This is a genomic window from Achromobacter denitrificans NBRC 15125 (genome assembly GCF_001571365.1).
Lineage (GTDB): Bacteria > Pseudomonadota > Gammaproteobacteria > Burkholderiales > Burkholderiaceae_B > Achromobacter > Achromobacter denitrificans.
Map to the genome: position 1 here is coordinate 23,780 of NZ_BCTQ01000038.1, position 16,655 is coordinate 40,434.

Here is a 16,655-nt window from a genome sequence, read left to right on the forward strand (position 1 = left end):
GGCTGCGCGTTTAGCATGTGCAGGCATCGCGGGCAGGCTGCCCTTGCTCCGGCCCCGCAATTCGCAATACCGGCGCGGGGCGGACCCCGGCGCCCCATTCGGCAGGTTCAATGAAAAAGTCCCGCAGTAAGTTCAAGCGCTACACCCTGATCGCCGTCGTGCTCCTGCTTGTCGTGTTGGCCGTGCGCGCCGCCTTTTTCTCGGCGCCGCCGCCGCCCACCTTCGCCGTGGCCGAAGTCACTCGCGCCAACCTGGAGGACAGCGTGCTGGCCAGCGGCACGATCGACGCCATCGAGCGCGTCAGCGTGGGCGCCCAGGTGTCCGGCCAGCTGAAGTCCCTGAAGGTGGCGCTGGGCGACCGGGTCAAGAAAGGCCAGCTGGTGGCCGAAATCGACGACCTGACGCAGCAGAACGACCTGCGCAATGCCGAAGCCGCCCTGCAGACCCGGCGCGCGGAACGCGCCGCCAAGGTCGCCATGCTGAAGCAGGCGGAGCTGGCCTTCCGCCGTCAGCGTCAGATGCTGGCGGCCGACGCCAGTTCGCGCGAGGCCTACGAAACCGCCGAGGCCACCCTGGGGGTGACCCGCGCCGAGATCGCCTCGCTGGACGCCCAGATCGCGCAGGCCGAGATCCAGGTCGACACCGCCCGGGTCAACCTGGGCTACACGCGCATCGCCTCGCCCATCGACGGCGTGGTGGTGGCCGTGGTCACCAAGGAAGGGCAGACCGTCAACTCGATCCAGAGCGCGCCCACCATCATCAAGGTGGCCCAGGTCGACACCATGACCGTCAAGGCGCAGATTTCGGAGGCGGACGTGACCCGCGTGAAGCCGGGCCTGCCGGTGTACTTCACCATCCTCGGCGAACCCGACGAGCGCTATCACGCCGAACTGCGCGCCGTGGAGCCCGCGCCGGACTCGATCCAGAAGGACGACGCGACTTCCTCGCTGACTTCCTCCTCCAGCGGCAGTTCCACCACCGCCGCCGTCTACTACAACGGCCTGTTCGACGTGCCCAATCCCGACGAGAAGCTGCGCATCTCGATGACCGCGCAGGTCTTCATCGTGCTGGGCGAGGCCAAGGACACCGTGGTGGTGCCGGCCTCGGCGCTGGGCAAGCGCGACGGCGATGGCCGCTACGCCGTGCGCGTGGTGCTGAAGGACAACAAGACGGAAGTACGCCAGGTCAAGATAGGCATGAACAACAACGTCCAGGCGCAGGTGCTGGAGGGGCTGGAGGTGGGCGAGCGCGTGGTGTCGGCCGATTCCGCGCCCGCCGCCGCCCCGGGGGCCTGAGATGAGCGGCCCGCTCATTTCGCTGGCCGGCGTGCGCCGCGAGTTTCCCGCGGGCGAGCAGACCATCGCCGTCCTGAAGGACATCGACCTGTCCATCGAGGCGGGCGAGATGGTGGCCATCGTGGGAGCGTCCGGTTCGGGCAAGTCCACGCTGATGAACATCCTGGGCTGCCTGGACCGCCCCACCCGCGGCGAGTACCGGGTCGGCGGGCGCAGCACCGGCGAGCTGGATCCGGACGAGCTGGCGGAACTGCGCCGCGAGCACTTCGGCTTCATTTTCCAACGTTATCACCTGCTGTCCGACCTGACCGCGCAAGGCAATGTGGAGGTGCCGGCCGTCTATGCCGGCAAGCGGCGCGAGGCGCGCCTGGCGCGCGCCGAAGAACTGCTGGAGCGGCTGGGGCTGGGCGATCGCTCCGGGCACCGGCCCGGCCAGCTGTCCGGCGGCCAGCAGCAGCGCGTAAGTATCGCGCGGGCGCTGATGAACGGCGGCGACATCATCCTGGCCGACGAGCCGACGGGCGCGCTGGATACGCATACGGGCCAGGAAGTGCTGCGCATCCTGGAAGAGCTGAACGCGGCGGGGCACACCATCATCATCGTGACTCACGATATGAACGTGGCGCGCCATGCCCAGCGCATCATCGAGATCAGCGACGGCGAGATCGTGTCGGACCAGCGCAATCCCGAGGCCCCGCGGCGCCAGATCGCCCGGGACGAGGCGCCGGCCATGGCGCAGCGGCCGGCCTGGCAGGCCTACCTGGACCGTTGCGGCGAAGCCCTGCGCATGGCCCTGCTCGCCATGAACGCGCACCGGCTGCGGACTTCGCTGACGATGCTGGGCATCATCATCGGCATTGCGGCGGTGGTGTCCGTGGTCGCGCTGGGCGAAGGCTCCCGCCGCAAGATCCTGGACGACATCAGCGAAATCGGCACCAACACCGTCGAGATCTTTCCCGGCAAGGATTTCGGCGACGAGAAGGCCGTCAACATCCGCACCCTGGTGGCCGCCGACGCCGACGCGCTGGCTCGCGAATCCTATGTGGACAGCGTGACGCCCGAGGTCTCGACCAGCAATACGCTGCGCTACCGCAACGTGTCCGTGAACGGCGCGATCCAGGGCGTGGGCGAGCAGTATTTCCGGGTGCGGGCCATCAAGCTCGCCCAGGGCAAGTTCTTCGACGCCACCAGCGTGACGCGGCGGGCCCAGGAGGTCGTGATCGACGACGGTACGCGCAAGGCCTTGTTCGGATCGCATACTGACCCGATCGGGCAGGTGGTGTTCCTGGGATCCATGCCGGCCCGCGTGATCGGCGTGACGCAGAAGAAGGACACCGTCTTCGGCAGCAACGACACCCTGAACGTATGGATTCCCTACACCACGGCGCTGTCGCGGGTGCTGGGCCAGCAGCACCTCAAGAGCATCACCGTGCGCGTCAACGACGCGTCGCCGCCGGCCGCGGCCGAGCAGGCCATCGTGCGCCTGCTGACGCGCCGCCACGTGGTGAAGGATTTCTTCGTATTCAACACGGACGCGATCCGCAAGACCATCGAGCGCACCACGGCGACCATGACCCTGCTGGTATCCATGATTGCCCTGATCTCGCTGATGGTGGGCGGCATCGGCGTCATGAACATCATGTTGGTGTCGGTCACCGAGCGCACCCGCGAGATCGGCGTGCGCATGGCGGTGGGCGCGCGGCGCAGCGACATCATGCAGCAGTTCCTGATCGAAGCGGTGCTGGTGTGCCTGATCGGCGGGGCAATCGGCATCATTCTTTCCCTGGGGCTGGGCGTGCTCGTGTCCAAGGCCACGGGCGGTTCGTTCAAGATGATCTACTCCACGGCGGCGATGGTGGCGGCGTTCACCTGCTCGACGCTGATCGGAGTGCTTTTCGGTTATTTGCCGGCGCGCAACGCGGCGCGCCTGGATCCCGTCGAGGCACTGGCCCGGGAATGAGGACGATGAAAGCGGTTTCCCTGATCTGCAAACCCGCCGCCCTGGCGCTGCTGCTCGCGCTGGCGGGCTGCGGCGGCCTGCTGCGCACCGATTACGAGCCGCCGGCGACGTCGGCGCCCGAAGCCTGGTCCCATGGCCCGGCCCCGGGCACTCCGTCCACCCCGCTGGCCGAGGGCGGGGCGTGGTGGCGGAATTTCAACGATCCGGTGCTCACCGGCCTGGTCGAGGGCGCGCTGGCGCGCAACAACGACCTGGCCGCGGCCGCCATCCGGGTGCGCCGCGCCCAGTACCAGGCGGGCCTGTCCGAAGACCAGCTGTTCCCGCAACTGGGCGGCAGCGCCAACGTTACCCGCACGCGCACCCTGAGCGGTAATCGCATCACCACCCGGAACAACGCGGCCGAGCTGACGGTCAGCTACGAAGTTGACCTCTGGGGCAAGCTGTCCCGCCAGCGCGACGCCGCGGAATGGGCCGCCCTGGCCACCGAACAGGACCGCCAGAGCGCGGCCCTGTCGTTGGTGGGCACCACCGCCACGCTGTACTGGCAGACCGCCTTCATCAACCAGCGCATCGCCAGCAGCGAAGAGAGCATTGCCTACGCCCGCAAGACGCAGGACCTGGTGCGCGCCCAGTACGCGGCGGGCGGCGCGTCCGCGCTGGAAATGGCCGAGGCCGAGCAGACCGTGGCCAGCCAGCAGGCCGCCCATGCGCTGCTGGTGCAGGCGCGGGTGGAATACGCGAACGCGCTGGCCATCCTGTTCGACGGCCCCCCGGAACGCACCATGGCGGATCCGGCTCGCCTGCCGCAGTATCCGCTGCCCGAGGCCCGGGCCGGCGTGCCCGCCGAGCTGCTGGGCCGCCGCCCGGATCTGCGCGCCTCCGAGCTGCGCCTGCGCCAGGCGCTGGCCACCGTCGACGCCACCCGCGCCAGCTTCTATCCGCCCTTGACGCTCACCGGCGCGCTGGGCAGCGCCAGTCCCACGCTGTCCGACATCCTCCAGAACCCGGTCGGATCGCTGGCCGCGGGGCTGACGCTGCCGTTCCTGCAATGGAACCAGATGCAGCTGAACATCAAGATATCCAGGGCGGACTACGAGGAACGCGTGGTGACCTTCCGGCAGTCGCTCTACCAGGCGATGGCGGACGTGGAAAATGCCTTGTCCAACCGCACCCAGCTGGCGCTGCAGGCCGAGCAGCTGGACGCGTCGCTGCGGGCGGCGCGCCAGGCCGAGAGCCTGTACGAAGTGCGGTATCGGGCGGGCGCGGTGCCGCTGAAGGATTGGCTGGACGCGCAGGAAAAGCGCAGGACGGCCGAGATCGCGCGGGACGAGAACATGCTGAACCGGCTGGTGAACCAGGTGACGGTTTACCAAGCATTAGGAGGGGATGATGCCGTTGGCGACGGGGCGGGGTTTGTGACGGGGAGTTCTTGATCTGTTGTGACGGGGAGTTCTTGGGACGTCTGTCGCGGCGGGGGCCGGGGGGGCGCCCCCGTGCCGGGCGTCTTAAGAACCAGGCTGCACCAGCCAGGCCGTCCCAAGAACCAACCCTCAGCAGCCTGCCCTAAAATACCCCCCCATGAACTCCCCAGAACTTCTTCACCAGGAACCCGCCGACCTGGACCGCCGCTTTGGCGGCCTGTCCCGGTTGTATGGCCCCGAAGCGCCCGCCCGCCTCCGTAACGCGCATGTGGCGGTTGCCGGCCTGGGGGGCGTCGGGTCCTGGACGGTGGAAGCGCTGGCGCGCTGCGGTGTCGGGGCGCTGACGCTCATCGACCTGGACCACATCGCCGAATCCAACGTCAATCGCCAGATCCATGCGCTGAGCACCACCTTGGGGCAATCCAAGGTCGACGCCATGGCCGAGCGCGTGCTGGCCATCAATCCGGAATGCCGGCTCACGCGGGTGGACGACTTCGTGTCGCCCGAGAACGTGGCCGACGTATTGCCCGGGCCGTATACGGTCATCATCGATTGCACCGATCAGGCCGCGGCCAAGATCGCGATGATCTTGCATGCGCGAGCGCTGGGCGTGCCCATGCTGCTGTGCGGCGGGGCGGGCGGCAAGACGGATCCGCTGGCCCTGCGGGCGGGCGACCTGTCGGCGGCCGTGAACGACGCGCTGTTGTCCAAGCTGCGCAACAAGCTGCGGCGCGAGCATGGCTTCCCGCGCGCCTCCGACCAGAACGGGCGGGCCTTGAAGCGCGTGCCCAAGATGGGCATCCATGCCTTGTGGTTCGACCAGCCCGCCATCCTGCCGGATGCCTGGACCCGCGCCACCGAAGGCGAGGACGATATGGGCGCGTCGGGCATGACCCTGGCGCCGCAGGGATTGTCCTGCGCCGGCTACGGCTCGGTCGTGACCGTCACCGCGGCCATGGGCATGGCCGCCGCGAACGAGGCCCTCCGCCTCGCCGTCTGAACGCGGGGCCCCTCGGCGGGGCTCTCGTCTTTACAGCGCCACGAACACCACGCCGTCCTCGATCCTGACGGGGTAGGTGGCGAGGTTGTCTCGCAGCGGAGAGCAGAGCGCCCGGCCGTCGCGCACGTCGAAGCGGCCCTGGTGCAGCGGACACTCGATCTCGTGGCCGGTCAGGAAACCGTCGCACAGCCGCGCATTGCCGTGCGTACAGAGGTTGTCGGTGGCATAGACCTCGCCGTCCACGCCGTAGAGCGCGATCTCCCGGCCGCCGGCTTCCACGGCGATCACGTCCTCTTCCGGCACGTCGTCTCGCGCGATGGCCTTGATCCATTGCATGCTCATGATGCGGTGTCCTTGTCAGATGGGATAGATGAGCGAATTCGGCACCAGCTCGCTGTCGAAGATGCACAACCGCGATTCGAACTTCAGGCCGCCGGGAACGCGACGCACGACGTCCTGGTAGCGGCCCACGTTGAACACGGTGGTCAGCTGGCTGGGTTTGGTGCGGAACACGGCGTAGTTGGCTTCGGATTCGATGCGGTCGCCCTGCACCGACAGCACGCGCGGCGCGCCCACCACGTGGCGCTGGTAGTAGGGGTCGTGGAAGATCGTGTCCGTGGCGCCGTAGATGCGGTCCTTCAGCATGCCGCGGCTCTCGAAGGCCATGGTCGCCAGCGGATAGCCGCGCTCGTGGTTTTCACGCGGCAGCACCTTGTACACGCAGTCTTCCAGGAAGAAGTCCGGCCATTTCTCCCATTCCTCCGCATCCAGCGCGGCGGCGTAGTCGTTGTACAGGCAGGTGAGTTGGTAGTAGAGGGGAAAGTCCAGCATCGTCAGGCCTCCATCACCCGCCGCCAGTACGCGTACATGCCGCGGATCAGCGTTTCGGTCACCATGTGGTCGGTATTCTCGGCCGTCTTGCCGCCCAGTTCCGCCACGCTGCGGTGCCAGGGCTTCTGCGCGAAGCCCGATTGAGAGAATTCGATGACCTCGCCGTCGTCGGCCGAAACGAAGCCCGCCGGGCCGAACAGGTTGGCCTGGCGCAGGCGGCGGCGCGTCATTTCGGGGGTATCGTCGGCGAAGCCGAAGTGCGTCCAGACGAAATCGAAGGCATCGTGGCCCACGGGCTGGATATGGCGGGTGGACAGGGAATTCACCTGCTGCTGGATGATGACGCTGGGAAATAGCGTCATCAGCACGGCGGTGGGCCCGTTCCACCAGGGTTCCGGCACGATGTCGAGGAAGCGGTCGTCATTGAGCGACATCTGTTCCTTGAAGCTGGAGACGCCGCTGGTCACGCTGCCCTTGCCGCCCTGGCCGCGCGTGGAAATCATGGCGGCGTGGCGGAAGTGGCGGTCCATCTTCAGCTCGGAGCGGTTATCCGCGCGCCACAGGCCGAAGGTGACGAACCAGGTATGCAGCAGGCCCGGATGGTAAGGGTCCTTGATGTTCTCCTGCATCAGCTTCCAGTTGCCCGGGATGCGCTGGCGGCTGTAGCCGTGGATCACCAGCTCGCGGCCGTCGAAGACCCGGTCGAAGTAATGCAGGATGTCCGGACCGAGGTAGTCCTCCAGGGGCTCCACGTCATGGTCGAACGAGGCGAACACCACGCCATTGCGACAGGCCACGGCCAGTTTGGTCAGGCCGTGCTCCTCGGGCTTGAAGTCGGGCGGCATGCCGCCGTTGACCCGGCCGTCCTGCTTGACGCCGCGCCGGAAGGGCACGCCGATCAGATTGCCCTGCAGGTCGTAATTCCACTGATGGTACGGACAGACGAATTCGCTGCGGTTGCCGGAGCGCTCGCGGCAGAACTGCACGCCGCGGTGGGCGCACACGTTTTCCACCACGCGCACCTGGCCGTCGTTGTCCCGCAGCAGGATGACCGAGCGCTCGCCCACGGCGGTGCGCTTGAAATCGCCCGGCTTCGGGATTTCCGCCTCCAGGCCCACGTAGCTCCAGTGCGCGCGATAGAAGAACCGCTCCAGTTCGCGCTGGTGCAGCGCGGCGTCGGTATAGACGCCGAACGGAATGCGGTGGGAGCCGTCCCCTTGCCAGGGCGGAACGAATTGGAGGGGGCTTTCGGGGGCGTTCATGGGCAGCCCCCCGGACAGGGCGCGGCCGCGGGGCGCGTGCGGGAATGCATGGCGAGTCTCCTTGTTTCGGCTGGCCGCGAGGCGGCCGGGCAGAGCCCGCGCGGCATGGGCGCGGGCGTTTCCGGCATGATCGGGCAGGGCGTCAAATAAATAAATAGAATTTGATCAATGAGATAAATCACCAAAATAAATATTGGTGGAGACAAGCGCATGAACCTGCAAGACGTGGACCTGAACCTGCTGGTCGTCTTCAACGAACTGCGGAAGCACGGCCGGGTGTCGGCCGTGGCGGAGAGCCTGGGCATTTCGCAGCCCGGGGTCAGCAACGCGCTGGGCAGGCTGCGCAAGTTGCTGGGCGACGAGCTGTTCCTGCGGACCTCGCGCGGCATGGTGCCGACGCCCTACGCCGAGGCGCTGGCGCGGCCGATCGCCGACGCGCTCGACGCCCTGCACAGCACGCTGAACGCGCGCGCCGCCTTCGATCCCGCGCACAGCGAGCGCGCATTCGTGGTGGGGGTGAACGACGTGGGCGAAACCTACTTCCTGCCGCGCCTGATGCGCGCCCTGGAGCGCGCCGCGCCGGGCGTCACCGTGCGCACGGTGCGCACGACCTCGATCGACGTGAAGGACGAGATGGAGCGCGGCCGGATCGACCTGGCCATGGGATTCCTGCCCGGCCTGAAAGGAGGATTCTTCCAGCGGCTGCTATTCCGCCAGCCCTATGTGTGCATCTTCCGGCGGGATCATCCGCTGGCGGGCACGGGCGTGTCGGCCCGGCAGTTCCGCGCGGCGGAGCACGTGGCCATCGTGTCGGAAGGCACCGGCCACGGCGTGGTGGACGAGGTGATCGGGCAAGCCGGCATCCGGCGCCGCGTGCGCCTGACGGTGCCGCACTTCATGGCGGTGGGGCCGGTGCTAGCCGCCACCGACATGATCGCCGTGGTGCCGCGGCGTTTCGCGGATTGCGCCTGCGGGCCGTTTGGCCTGGCCACCGCGGCCTGTCCGGTGAAGATCCCGGAGTCGGCGATCAACGTGTTCTGGCATGCCCGCAACCACCGAGACCCCGCCAACCAATGGTTGCGGCAGGTCGTGGTGGACGAGTTCGCGGATTGAACCGGCGCCGCGAGCGGGCGGCGCCTCAACTTTCCCGCAGCGTGACCGGGAACCAGCCGCGCAGCGCGTTGGACAGGCGGATCTCGTCCGCGGCGTGCAGGTCGGCCAGGGTCAGGACGCGTTCCTCGACGCGGCCGGTATCCAGCAGTTCGGCGCGCTGCACGCCGGGCAGGCAGCCGCTGTCCACGGGCGGCGTGTACCAGTCGCCGTCCATGCGCAGGTACACATTGCTGCGGCTGCCTTCGCAGAGCTCGCCCCGTTCATTCAGGTAGAGCAGGTCGAAGATGTGGGGATGCGCGGGCAGCCATTCGATGGTCTTGGTGTACCAGGGCCGGTAGGTGGTTTTGTAGCGCAGCAGCGGCTCGGAGGAGCGCAGCGCCTCGGGCGCCAGCATGGCTTCCTGGCCGGCCGGCAGGGGGGGCAGCACGGCGGTCTGGATGCTGCGGCTGCCATCGCGCGCCACCAGCAGGCGCAGGCGATGCGGCCCCGGCGTGGCCAGGCCCAGCGCGGTGATCATGATGTCGCCTTCCACCGCGCGCCCGCCCCAGCCGTAGCCCAGCGCCTTGCACGACGCTTCCAGGCGCTTGAGGTGGCGGGCCAGCAGCGGCACGCGGCGTTCGGCGTCAACCAGGATGGTCTCGATCAGTTCGGGTTGCATGGGACTCTCCTAGGGACGGCCGCGCTCTATCCTACTACCGCGGCGGCCGCCCGGGCGCTCACGCCCGCAAAATGCGGGCCTTCCAGTGGCATTCCTGCCATTCTTCCGCCGGGTCCGAGTCGTGCACGATGCCGCCGCCCACGCTGTAGACACCCTGGCCGGACGCGTCCAGCACCAGGGTGCGGATCGCGACGTTCAGCGAAAAATCGCCGTCGGGCGCCAGCCAGCCGATGCTGCCGCAATAGAGCCCGCGGGGCGCCGCTTCCATCTGGCGGATCCGGCGCATCGCCGCCACCTTGGGGGCGCCGGTGATGGAGCCGCAGGGAAACAGCGCGCGCAGCACGTCTTCCAGGCCGGCGCGGGGCGCCAGCGCGGACACCGTGGACGTCATGGTCCAGACGGTGGGGTAGCGCTCCAGCGAGAACAGCGCGTCCACCTGGACCGAGCCCGGCTCGGCCAGCCGGCCGAGGTCGTTGCGCAGCAGGTCGACGATCATGAGGTTTTCGGCGCGGTTCTTCTCGCTGGCCAGCAGCGCCTGGCCCAGCCGCTCGTCCTCGGCCGGATCGGGATGGCGCGGGGCCGTGCCCTTCATGGGGCGGGTGGTCAGGCGAGGGCCGTCGCGGCGCACGAACAGCTCGGGCGAGAAGGACAGCACGGTGCGCGCGCCATCCTGGATGAAGGCGCCGTGCGCCACCGGGTTGCGGGAGGCGATGCGTCGGTACAGCGTGGCCGGATCGCCCTGGTGCCGCAGGTCCAGCGGTTGGGTGAAATTCACCTGGTACAGCTCGCCGTCGCCGATCAGCGCCCGGATCGTTTCGATCTGCCGCGCGTAATCCGGTTCGGTCATGCGCGGCGCGGGCAGGCTGATGGCCGCGGGCGCGCTGTCGGGGTCCGGCGCCTCCCAGGGCGCTTCGTCGACCTTGCGCTCGAACACCAGCGCGGTCAGGCGGGCTTCGCCATCATCGCGCGGGGGCGTCCAGGCGCCGGTGGGCGGCGCCAGCGCGGCTTCCGGCAGCAGCCATTCCCCCAGCTCGTAGTCGAGCAGGAGCGCCACCCAGCGCCCCTGGCGGCGGGCCGCCTCGATGGCGGCCAGCGCGGGGGCGACTTCGGCGGCGGCGCGGGCTTCGATGCGGGAGCAAAAGCCCTCCAATCGCAGCGCGCGGCCGGCCAGCCGGTCTTCAAAACGACATTCCATGCTTCTTACTGCTGTTGATGTGCCAGGAATTCCTTCAGCACCCGTCCGGTATGGGAATGGTCGCTCAGGGTCATGACGTGTTCGGGAGCCCCTTCCGCCACCAGTTTTCCGCCGCCCGTGCCGCCTTCGGGGCCCAGGTCCAGCAGCCAGTCGGCTTCGGCGATCACGTCCAGGTTGTGCTCGATCACCACCACCGTGTTGCCGGCTTCCACCAGCCGATGCAGCACGTGGATCAGCTTTTCCACGTCGGCCATGGACAGGCCGACCGTGGGTTCGTCCAGCACATACAGCGTATGCGGAATCCGGGAGGCGCGGCCGGTCTTAATCAGGCCGTCGGTCAGCCTGGCCTTGGACAGTTCCGTCACCAGCTTGATGCGCTGCGCCTCGCCGCCGGACAGGGTGGGCGAGGGCTGGCCCAGGGTCAGGTAGCCCAGGCCCACGTCCTGCATCAGCTGCAGGGGGCGATGGATCTTGGGATGGGCCGCGAAGTAGCCAATGGCATCGTCCACTTCCATGGACAGCAGTTCGCCGGCGTTCTTGCCGCGCATCTGCACGCTCAGCGTATCGCTGTTGAAACGCGCGCCGTTGCAGGCATCGCAAGGCACCTTGACGTCCGGCAGGAAGTTCATCTCGATGGTGCGCATGCCCTGGCCTTCGCAGATCGGGCAGCGGCCATCGCCGGTATTGAACGAGAAGCGCGCCGCCGTCCAGCCGCGCATGCGCGCTTCGCGCGTGTCGGCGAACTGCTTGCGCACGTCGTCCCAGAACCCCACGTAGGTGGCCGGGCACGAGCGCGGCGTCTTGCCGATCGGCGTCTGGTCCACTTCCAGGACGCGGTCGATGGCTTCCCAGCCCGTGATGCTTTCGCAGCCGGCCCAGCCCGGCGCCTTGCCCTTCGAGACGGCCTGCATGAGGTTGTCGAGCAGCACTTCGCGCGCCAGCGTCGATTTGCCGGAGCCCGACACGCCGGTCACCACGCTCAGGCGTCCGACCGGAATCTTCGCGTCCACGCTGCGCAGATTGTGCAGGCGGGCGCCCTTGATCTCGATCATGGGCGTGTCGGCCTCCACCGCCCGGCGGCCCTGCAGCGGGTGCGTCAGCGGCTTGGCCAGGTAGCGTCCGGTGACGGATTCCGGCGCATTGACCAGGTCTTGCGCCGTGCCTTGCGCCACCACGCGGCCGCCGCGGATGCCGGCGCCGGGGCCGATGTCGATGATGTGCGACGCGCGGCGGATGGTGTCGTCGTCATGCTCGACCACCACCAGCGTATTGCCGTTGCCTTCCAGCCGCGCCAGCGCGTCCAGCAGGATGCGGTTGTCGCGCGGATGCAGGCCGATGGTGGGCTCGTCGAGCACGTAGCACACGCCCTGCAGGTTGGACCCCAGCTGGGCCGCGAGGCGGATGCGCTGCGCTTCGCCGCCCGACAGCGTGGGCGCCGCGCGGTCGAGCGCGAGATAGTTCAGGCCCACTTCCTGCATGAAGTTCAGGCGGCCGCGGATTTCCGCGAGGATGTCGCGGGCGATCTCTCCTTCGCGGCCGCGCGCCACCAGGCCGGTGAAGAAGGTATGCGCATCCGACACCGGCAGCGAGGCCAGTTCGGCGATGGACTTGTCGCGCCAGCGCACGGCCCGGGCCACGCGGTTCAGGCGCTGGCCGTCGCAGGAGGTGCAGACCTTGGCCTCGCCTTCGTACCAGGCGTTCCAGGCGGTTTCCTCGCCGGTCTGCTCTTCGTCGAAGCCTTGCAGCTGCAGCCCGGTGCCGAAGCAGCCCGTGCACCAGCCGTGCTTGGAGTTGTACGAGAACAGGCGCGGGTCGGGTTCGGGGAAGCTGGTGCCGCAGGACGGGCAGGCGCGCTTGACCGAGAAGTGCTGCTGTTGCAGTTCGCTGTCCAGCGCCTCGTGCAGCTTGTTCACCGGCCAGACGACGGACATCACGCCCTGGCCGTTTTCCAGCGCGCTCTTGACCGCCGCGCGCAGCTCGGCCTCGTTGGCCGGGTCCACGACCACGTCGGCCACCGGCAGTTCGATCGTGTGTTCCTTGTAGCGGTCCAGGCGCGGCCAGGGCGCGACGGGGATGAATTCACCATCCACGCGCAGATGCGTATGGCCCTTGGAACCCGCCCATTTGGCCAGGTCCGTGTAGTAGCCCTTGCGCGCGGTGACCAGCGGCGACAGCAGGCCGATGTGCTCGCCCTTGTGTTCGCGCAGCAGCCGCGCCACGATCTGGTCCGCGTTCTGCGGTTCCACCGCCACGTTGCAGTCGGGGCAGTACTGAGTGCCCAGCTTCACGTACAGCAGGCGCAGGAAGTGGTGGATTTCCGTCATGGTGGCCACGGTGGACTTGCGGCCCCCGCGGCTGGTGCGCTGCTCGATCGCGACCGTGGGCGGGATGCCGAAGATGGCGTCCACGTCCGGTTTGCCGGCGGGCTGCACGATGGCGCGCGCGTAGGCGTTGAGCGATTCCAGGTAGCGGCGCTGGCCCTCGTTGAAGAGGATGTCGAAGGCCAGGGTGGACTTGCCCGAGCCGGACACGCCGGTGATGACGGTGAACTTGTCGCGCGGGATCTCCACGCTGACGTTCTTCAGGTTGTGTTCGCGGGCGTTGCGGATCTCGATCGCCATGCTGTCCTGGCGGCGCGCGCGCACCAGCGACTGCAGCGGCGTGCCCATGCCCGCGCCGTAGGCCGCGCCGGGTTCGGCGATGCGGGCCGTCAGGCCGGCCTGCTCGACTTCCTGGGCGTCGGCGTCGCTGGTGACGACCACGTCCGCCGGCAGGATGCTGACTTCGTAGTCGCGCAGCGCGGCGCCGGTATGCGATTGCGGGTTGTCCATCAGGTCCTGCGGCGTGCCCACGCCCACGACCTCGCCGCCGGCGTCGCCGCCTTCGGGGCCCAGGTCGATCAGCCAGTCGGCCGCGCGGATGACGTCCAGGTTGTGTTCGATGACCAGCAGCGTATGGCCCGCGGCCAGCAGCTTGCGGAAGGCGCGCATCAGGCGCGCCACGTCGTCGAAGTGCAGGCCGGTGGTGGGCTCGTCGAACAGGAACAGGCTGCCCTTCTTGGCGACCTTGGCGGTCGAGATGCCGCTGCGCGCCGCCTCGGCCAGGTGGCCCGCGAGCTTGAGCCGCTGCGCCTCGCCGCCCGACAGCGTCGGCACGGGCTGGCCCAGCCGCACGTATTCCAGGCCCACGTCGGCCAGCGGCGCCAGCCCGGTCTGCACGTCGCGCAGGCCCTTGAAGAAGTCCAGCGCCTCGCTGACGGTCATTTCCAGCACTTCGTCGATGGAGGCGCTCTTGCCCAGGTGCTCGACGCGGACTTCCAGCACTTCGGGGCGGAAACGCTTGCCGTCGCAATCGGGGCAGCGCAGGTACACGTCGGACAGGAACTGCATCTCCACGTGTTCGAAGCCCGTGCCGCCGCAGGTCGGGCAGCGGCCGTCGCCGCCGTTGAAGCTGAACGTGCCCGCGGTATAGGCGCGCTCGCGCGCCAGCGGCGCCTGGGCGAACAGCTTGCGGATGGCGTCGAATGCGCCCACGTAGCTGGCGGGATTGGAGCGCGTCGTCTTGCCGATCGGCGTCTGGTCCACCATCACGACGTCGGCGATCTGCTCGGCGCCCAGCAGGCGCTCGAACGCGCCGGGCGCTTCCGAGGGCTTGCCTTTCTGCTTCAGCAGCGCGGGAAACAGCACGTCCTGCACCAGCGTGGACTTGCCCGAGCCCGACACCCCGGTCACGCAGACTAGGCGGCCCAGCGGCAGTTCGACGGACACGTTCTTCAGGTTGTGCGCGCTGACGCCTTCCAGCAGCAGGCGCGGCGTGTTCGCCGCCACCGGCATGGGGCGCGGCGCTTCCACGCGCTGGCGGCCTCCCAGGTAATCGCCCGTGAGCGTGCGCGCGGCGCGCAACTGCGCGGGCGTGCCGTCGAACACGATCTGGCCGCCGCGTTCGCCGGGGCCCGGGCCGATATCGATGATGCGGTCCGCGGCCACCATGACCTGCGGATCGTGCTCCACCACCACCAGCGTATTGCCGGCGTTGCGCAGGCGGTGCATGACTTCGACCACGCGGTGCATGTCGCGCGGATGCAGGCCGATCGACGGCTCGTCCAGCACGAACAGCGTGTTCACCAGCGAGGTGCCCAGCGCCGTGGTCAGGTTGATGCGCTGCACCTCGCCGCCGGACAGCGTGCGGCTCTGGCGGTCCAATGTCAGGTAGCCCAGGCCCACGTCGCACAGGAACTTGAGGCGCGCGCGCACCTCGGTCATGAGCAGGTCGGTGGCGGCGTCCAGCGCGCCGGAGAAGGACAATGTGTCGAAGAACCGCCGCACCCGTTCGATCGGCAGCAGCATCACGTCATGGATGGACAGGCCGCCCAGGCCGTACAGCTGTTCCTGGCTCCAGTTGGCGCCCACCGGCATGAAGCGCCGGTAGCGGCCGTCCTCGGGCGGCAATACGGTGTCGGCCTCTTCCTTGGTGCCTAGGCGCCAGAGCAGCGCGTCGGGCTTGAGCCGCGCGCCGTTGCAGGTGGGGCAGGGCGTATAGCTGCGGTACTTCGACAGCAGCACGCGCACGTGCATCTTGTAGGCCTTGGTTTCGAGCCAGTCGAAGAAGCGCTGCACCCCGTACCACTGGTGCTTCCAGGCGTCGCTGCCGCCCTTCCAGTCGGGCGTGCCGTAGAGCACCCAGCGCTTGTGCTCTTCGCTCATTTTGTTCCAGGGCACGCCCAGCGGCACGCCGGCCTTCGGCGCGTACTTCTGCAGCTCGTCCTGGCACTCCTTGTAGGATGGAGTGGTCCACGGCTTGATCGCGCCTTCCAGCAGGGTCTTGTTTTCGTCGGGAATGACCAGCCCGAAATCGATGCCGATCACGCGGCCGAATCCGCGGCAGGCTTCGCACGCGCCCAGCGGCGAATTGAACGAGAAGCTGCTGGGCAGCGGGTCGGTGTATTCGATGTCGCAGTCCGCGCAATGCAGGCGGTCGCTGTACTTCCACACGTGGGCGTTGCCGCCGTCGGCATCCATGGCGTAGACGGCCAGGTGCCCCGCGCCCATGCGCAGCGCCGTGTCCAGCGCTTCCATGACGCGTTCGCGCTCGGCGCCGGCGAAGCGGAAGCGGTCCTGCACCACGTGCAGGATGCGGCGCGATTCGGCGGCGGCTTTCGCGCCCTTGGCCTTCTTGGCGCCCTTGGCGGGAGCGTCGGCGCGCGGCGCGGCGTTTTCCTCGGCATGCACGCGCGTATAGCCCTGCTGTTCCAGGAAGCCGCGGACTTCCTCTTCGGTGAAGTTGGAGGGCACCGCGATCGGGAAGGTCACGACCAGCCGCGGATCGCCGGCGGCCGCGGCGCGCTCGGCCAGCGAATGGAAGACGGAGTCGGGCGTGTCGCGCCGCACCACCTTGCCGCAGCCGCGGCAATACAGCCGCGCGCCGCGCGCGAACAGCAGTTTCAGGTGGTCGTTCAGTTCGGTCATCGTGCCGACCGTGCTGCGCGAGCTGCGCACCGGATTGGTCTGGTCGATGGCGATGGCGGGCAGGATGCCCTCGATGCGGTCCACCTGGGGCTTGTCCATGCGGTCCAGGAACTGGCGCGCATAGGGCGAGAAGGTTTCCACGTACCGGCGTTGTCCCTCGGCGTACAGGGTATCGAATGCCAGGGAACTCTTGCCGGACCCCGACACGCCGGTCACGACGACCAGTTCGCCGGTGGCGATGGTCAGGTCCAGGTTCTTGAGATTGTTCTGGCGGGCGCCAACGATGCGAATGTGAGAGCTCATGGACGGTATCGTAGCCTGAGGGAGGGGGCCTGCCCGGACGACGATCCGTCGCTGGTTCCGAGCGCGGCGATATGGAATAATTGCCTATATCGTGAGATAAATGTCCAACATATGGACAAAACCAGACTCACTAGCTGTACAAATAAACAGTA

General features: G+C 68.2%; 11 protein-coding genes. 5 read left to right on the forward strand and 6 right to left on the reverse strand.

What is annotated here, in order from left to right:
- Window positions 1-110: 110 nt before the first annotated feature.
- The 4 genes from macA (at window position 111) to ADE01S_RS24925 (ending at window position 5,676) form a co-directional block, all read left to right on the forward strand.
- On the forward strand, window positions 111-1,295 hold the full coding sequence (gene macA, locus ADE01S_RS24910; RefSeq protein WP_062684427.1) for a macrolide transporter subunit MacA: 1,185 nt from the start codon (window positions 111-113) through the stop codon (window positions 1,293-1,295).
- Window position 1,296: 1 nt separating this feature from the next.
- Window positions 1,297-3,255, forward strand: coding sequence for a MacB family efflux pump subunit (locus ADE01S_RS24915; protein ID WP_062684428.1), 1,959 nt, complete (start codon window positions 1,297-1,299; stop codon window positions 3,253-3,255).
- A 5-nt stretch (window positions 3,256-3,260) separates the two neighbouring features.
- Window positions 3,261-4,688, forward strand: a complete 1,428-nt coding sequence (locus tag ADE01S_RS24920; RefSeq protein ID WP_062684429.1) for an efflux transporter outer membrane subunit — start codon at window positions 3,261-3,263, stop codon at window positions 4,686-4,688.
- A 145-nt stretch (window positions 4,689-4,833) separates the two neighbouring features.
- Window positions 4,834-5,676 carry a tRNA threonylcarbamoyladenosine dehydratase gene (locus ADE01S_RS24925; protein WP_062684430.1) on the forward strand — a complete coding sequence of 281 codons (843 nt, stop codon included), beginning with the start codon at window positions 4,834-4,836 and terminating at the stop codon, window positions 5,674-5,676.
- Window positions 5,677-5,706: 30 nt separating this feature from the next.
- Here the strand turns inward: ADE01S_RS24925 and ADE01S_RS24930 are convergent, their stop codons facing one another.
- Genes ADE01S_RS24930 through ADE01S_RS24940 form a run of 3 tightly spaced genes read right to left on the reverse strand, consistent with a single transcriptional unit; the run spans window position 5,707 to window position 7,769 of the window.
- The gene (locus ADE01S_RS24930; RefSeq protein WP_062684431.1) at window positions 5,707-6,018 is read right to left on the reverse strand and encodes a non-heme iron oxygenase ferredoxin subunit; all 312 of its coding nucleotides are present in this window, start codon (window positions 6,016-6,018) and stop codon (window positions 5,707-5,709) included.
- A 15-nt stretch (window positions 6,019-6,033) separates the two neighbouring features.
- Window positions 6,034-6,507 carry an aromatic-ring-hydroxylating dioxygenase subunit beta gene (locus ADE01S_RS24935; protein WP_062684432.1) on the reverse strand — a complete coding sequence of 158 codons (474 nt, stop codon included), beginning with the start codon at window positions 6,505-6,507 and terminating at the stop codon, window positions 6,034-6,036.
- A gap of 2 nt (window positions 6,508-6,509) precedes the next feature.
- Entirely contained in the window at window positions 6,510-7,769 is a 1,260-nt protein-coding gene (locus tag ADE01S_RS24940) for an aromatic ring-hydroxylating dioxygenase subunit alpha (protein ID WP_062684433.1), read from the reverse strand.
- Between the two features lie 210 nt (window positions 7,770-7,979).
- On the opposite strand from ADE01S_RS24940, the gene ADE01S_RS24945 reads away from it, so the two are divergent.
- Entirely contained in the window at window positions 7,980-8,882 is a 903-nt protein-coding gene (locus ADE01S_RS24945) for a LysR family transcriptional regulator (RefSeq protein ID WP_062684434.1), read from the forward strand.
- A 25-nt stretch (window positions 8,883-8,907) separates the two neighbouring features.
- Here the strand turns inward: ADE01S_RS24945 and ADE01S_RS24950 are convergent, their stop codons facing one another.
- Genes ADE01S_RS24950 through uvrA form a run of 3 tightly spaced genes read right to left on the reverse strand, consistent with a single transcriptional unit; the run spans window position 8,908 to window position 16,503 of the window.
- Entirely contained in the window at window positions 8,908-9,540 is a 633-nt protein-coding gene (locus ADE01S_RS24950; protein WP_062684435.1) for an aminotransferase class IV family protein, read from the reverse strand.
- A 58-nt stretch (window positions 9,541-9,598) separates the two neighbouring features.
- Window positions 9,599-10,735 carry an aminodeoxychorismate synthase component I gene (locus ADE01S_RS24955; RefSeq protein ID WP_062684436.1) on the reverse strand — a complete coding sequence of 379 codons (1,137 nt, stop codon included), beginning with the start codon at window positions 10,733-10,735 and terminating at the stop codon, window positions 9,599-9,601.
- A gap of 5 nt (window positions 10,736-10,740) precedes the next feature.
- Entirely contained in the window at window positions 10,741-16,503 is a 5,763-nt protein-coding gene (gene uvrA / locus ADE01S_RS24960) for an excinuclease ABC subunit UvrA (RefSeq protein WP_062684437.1), read from the reverse strand.
- Window positions 16,504-16,655: the final 152 nt, after the last annotated feature.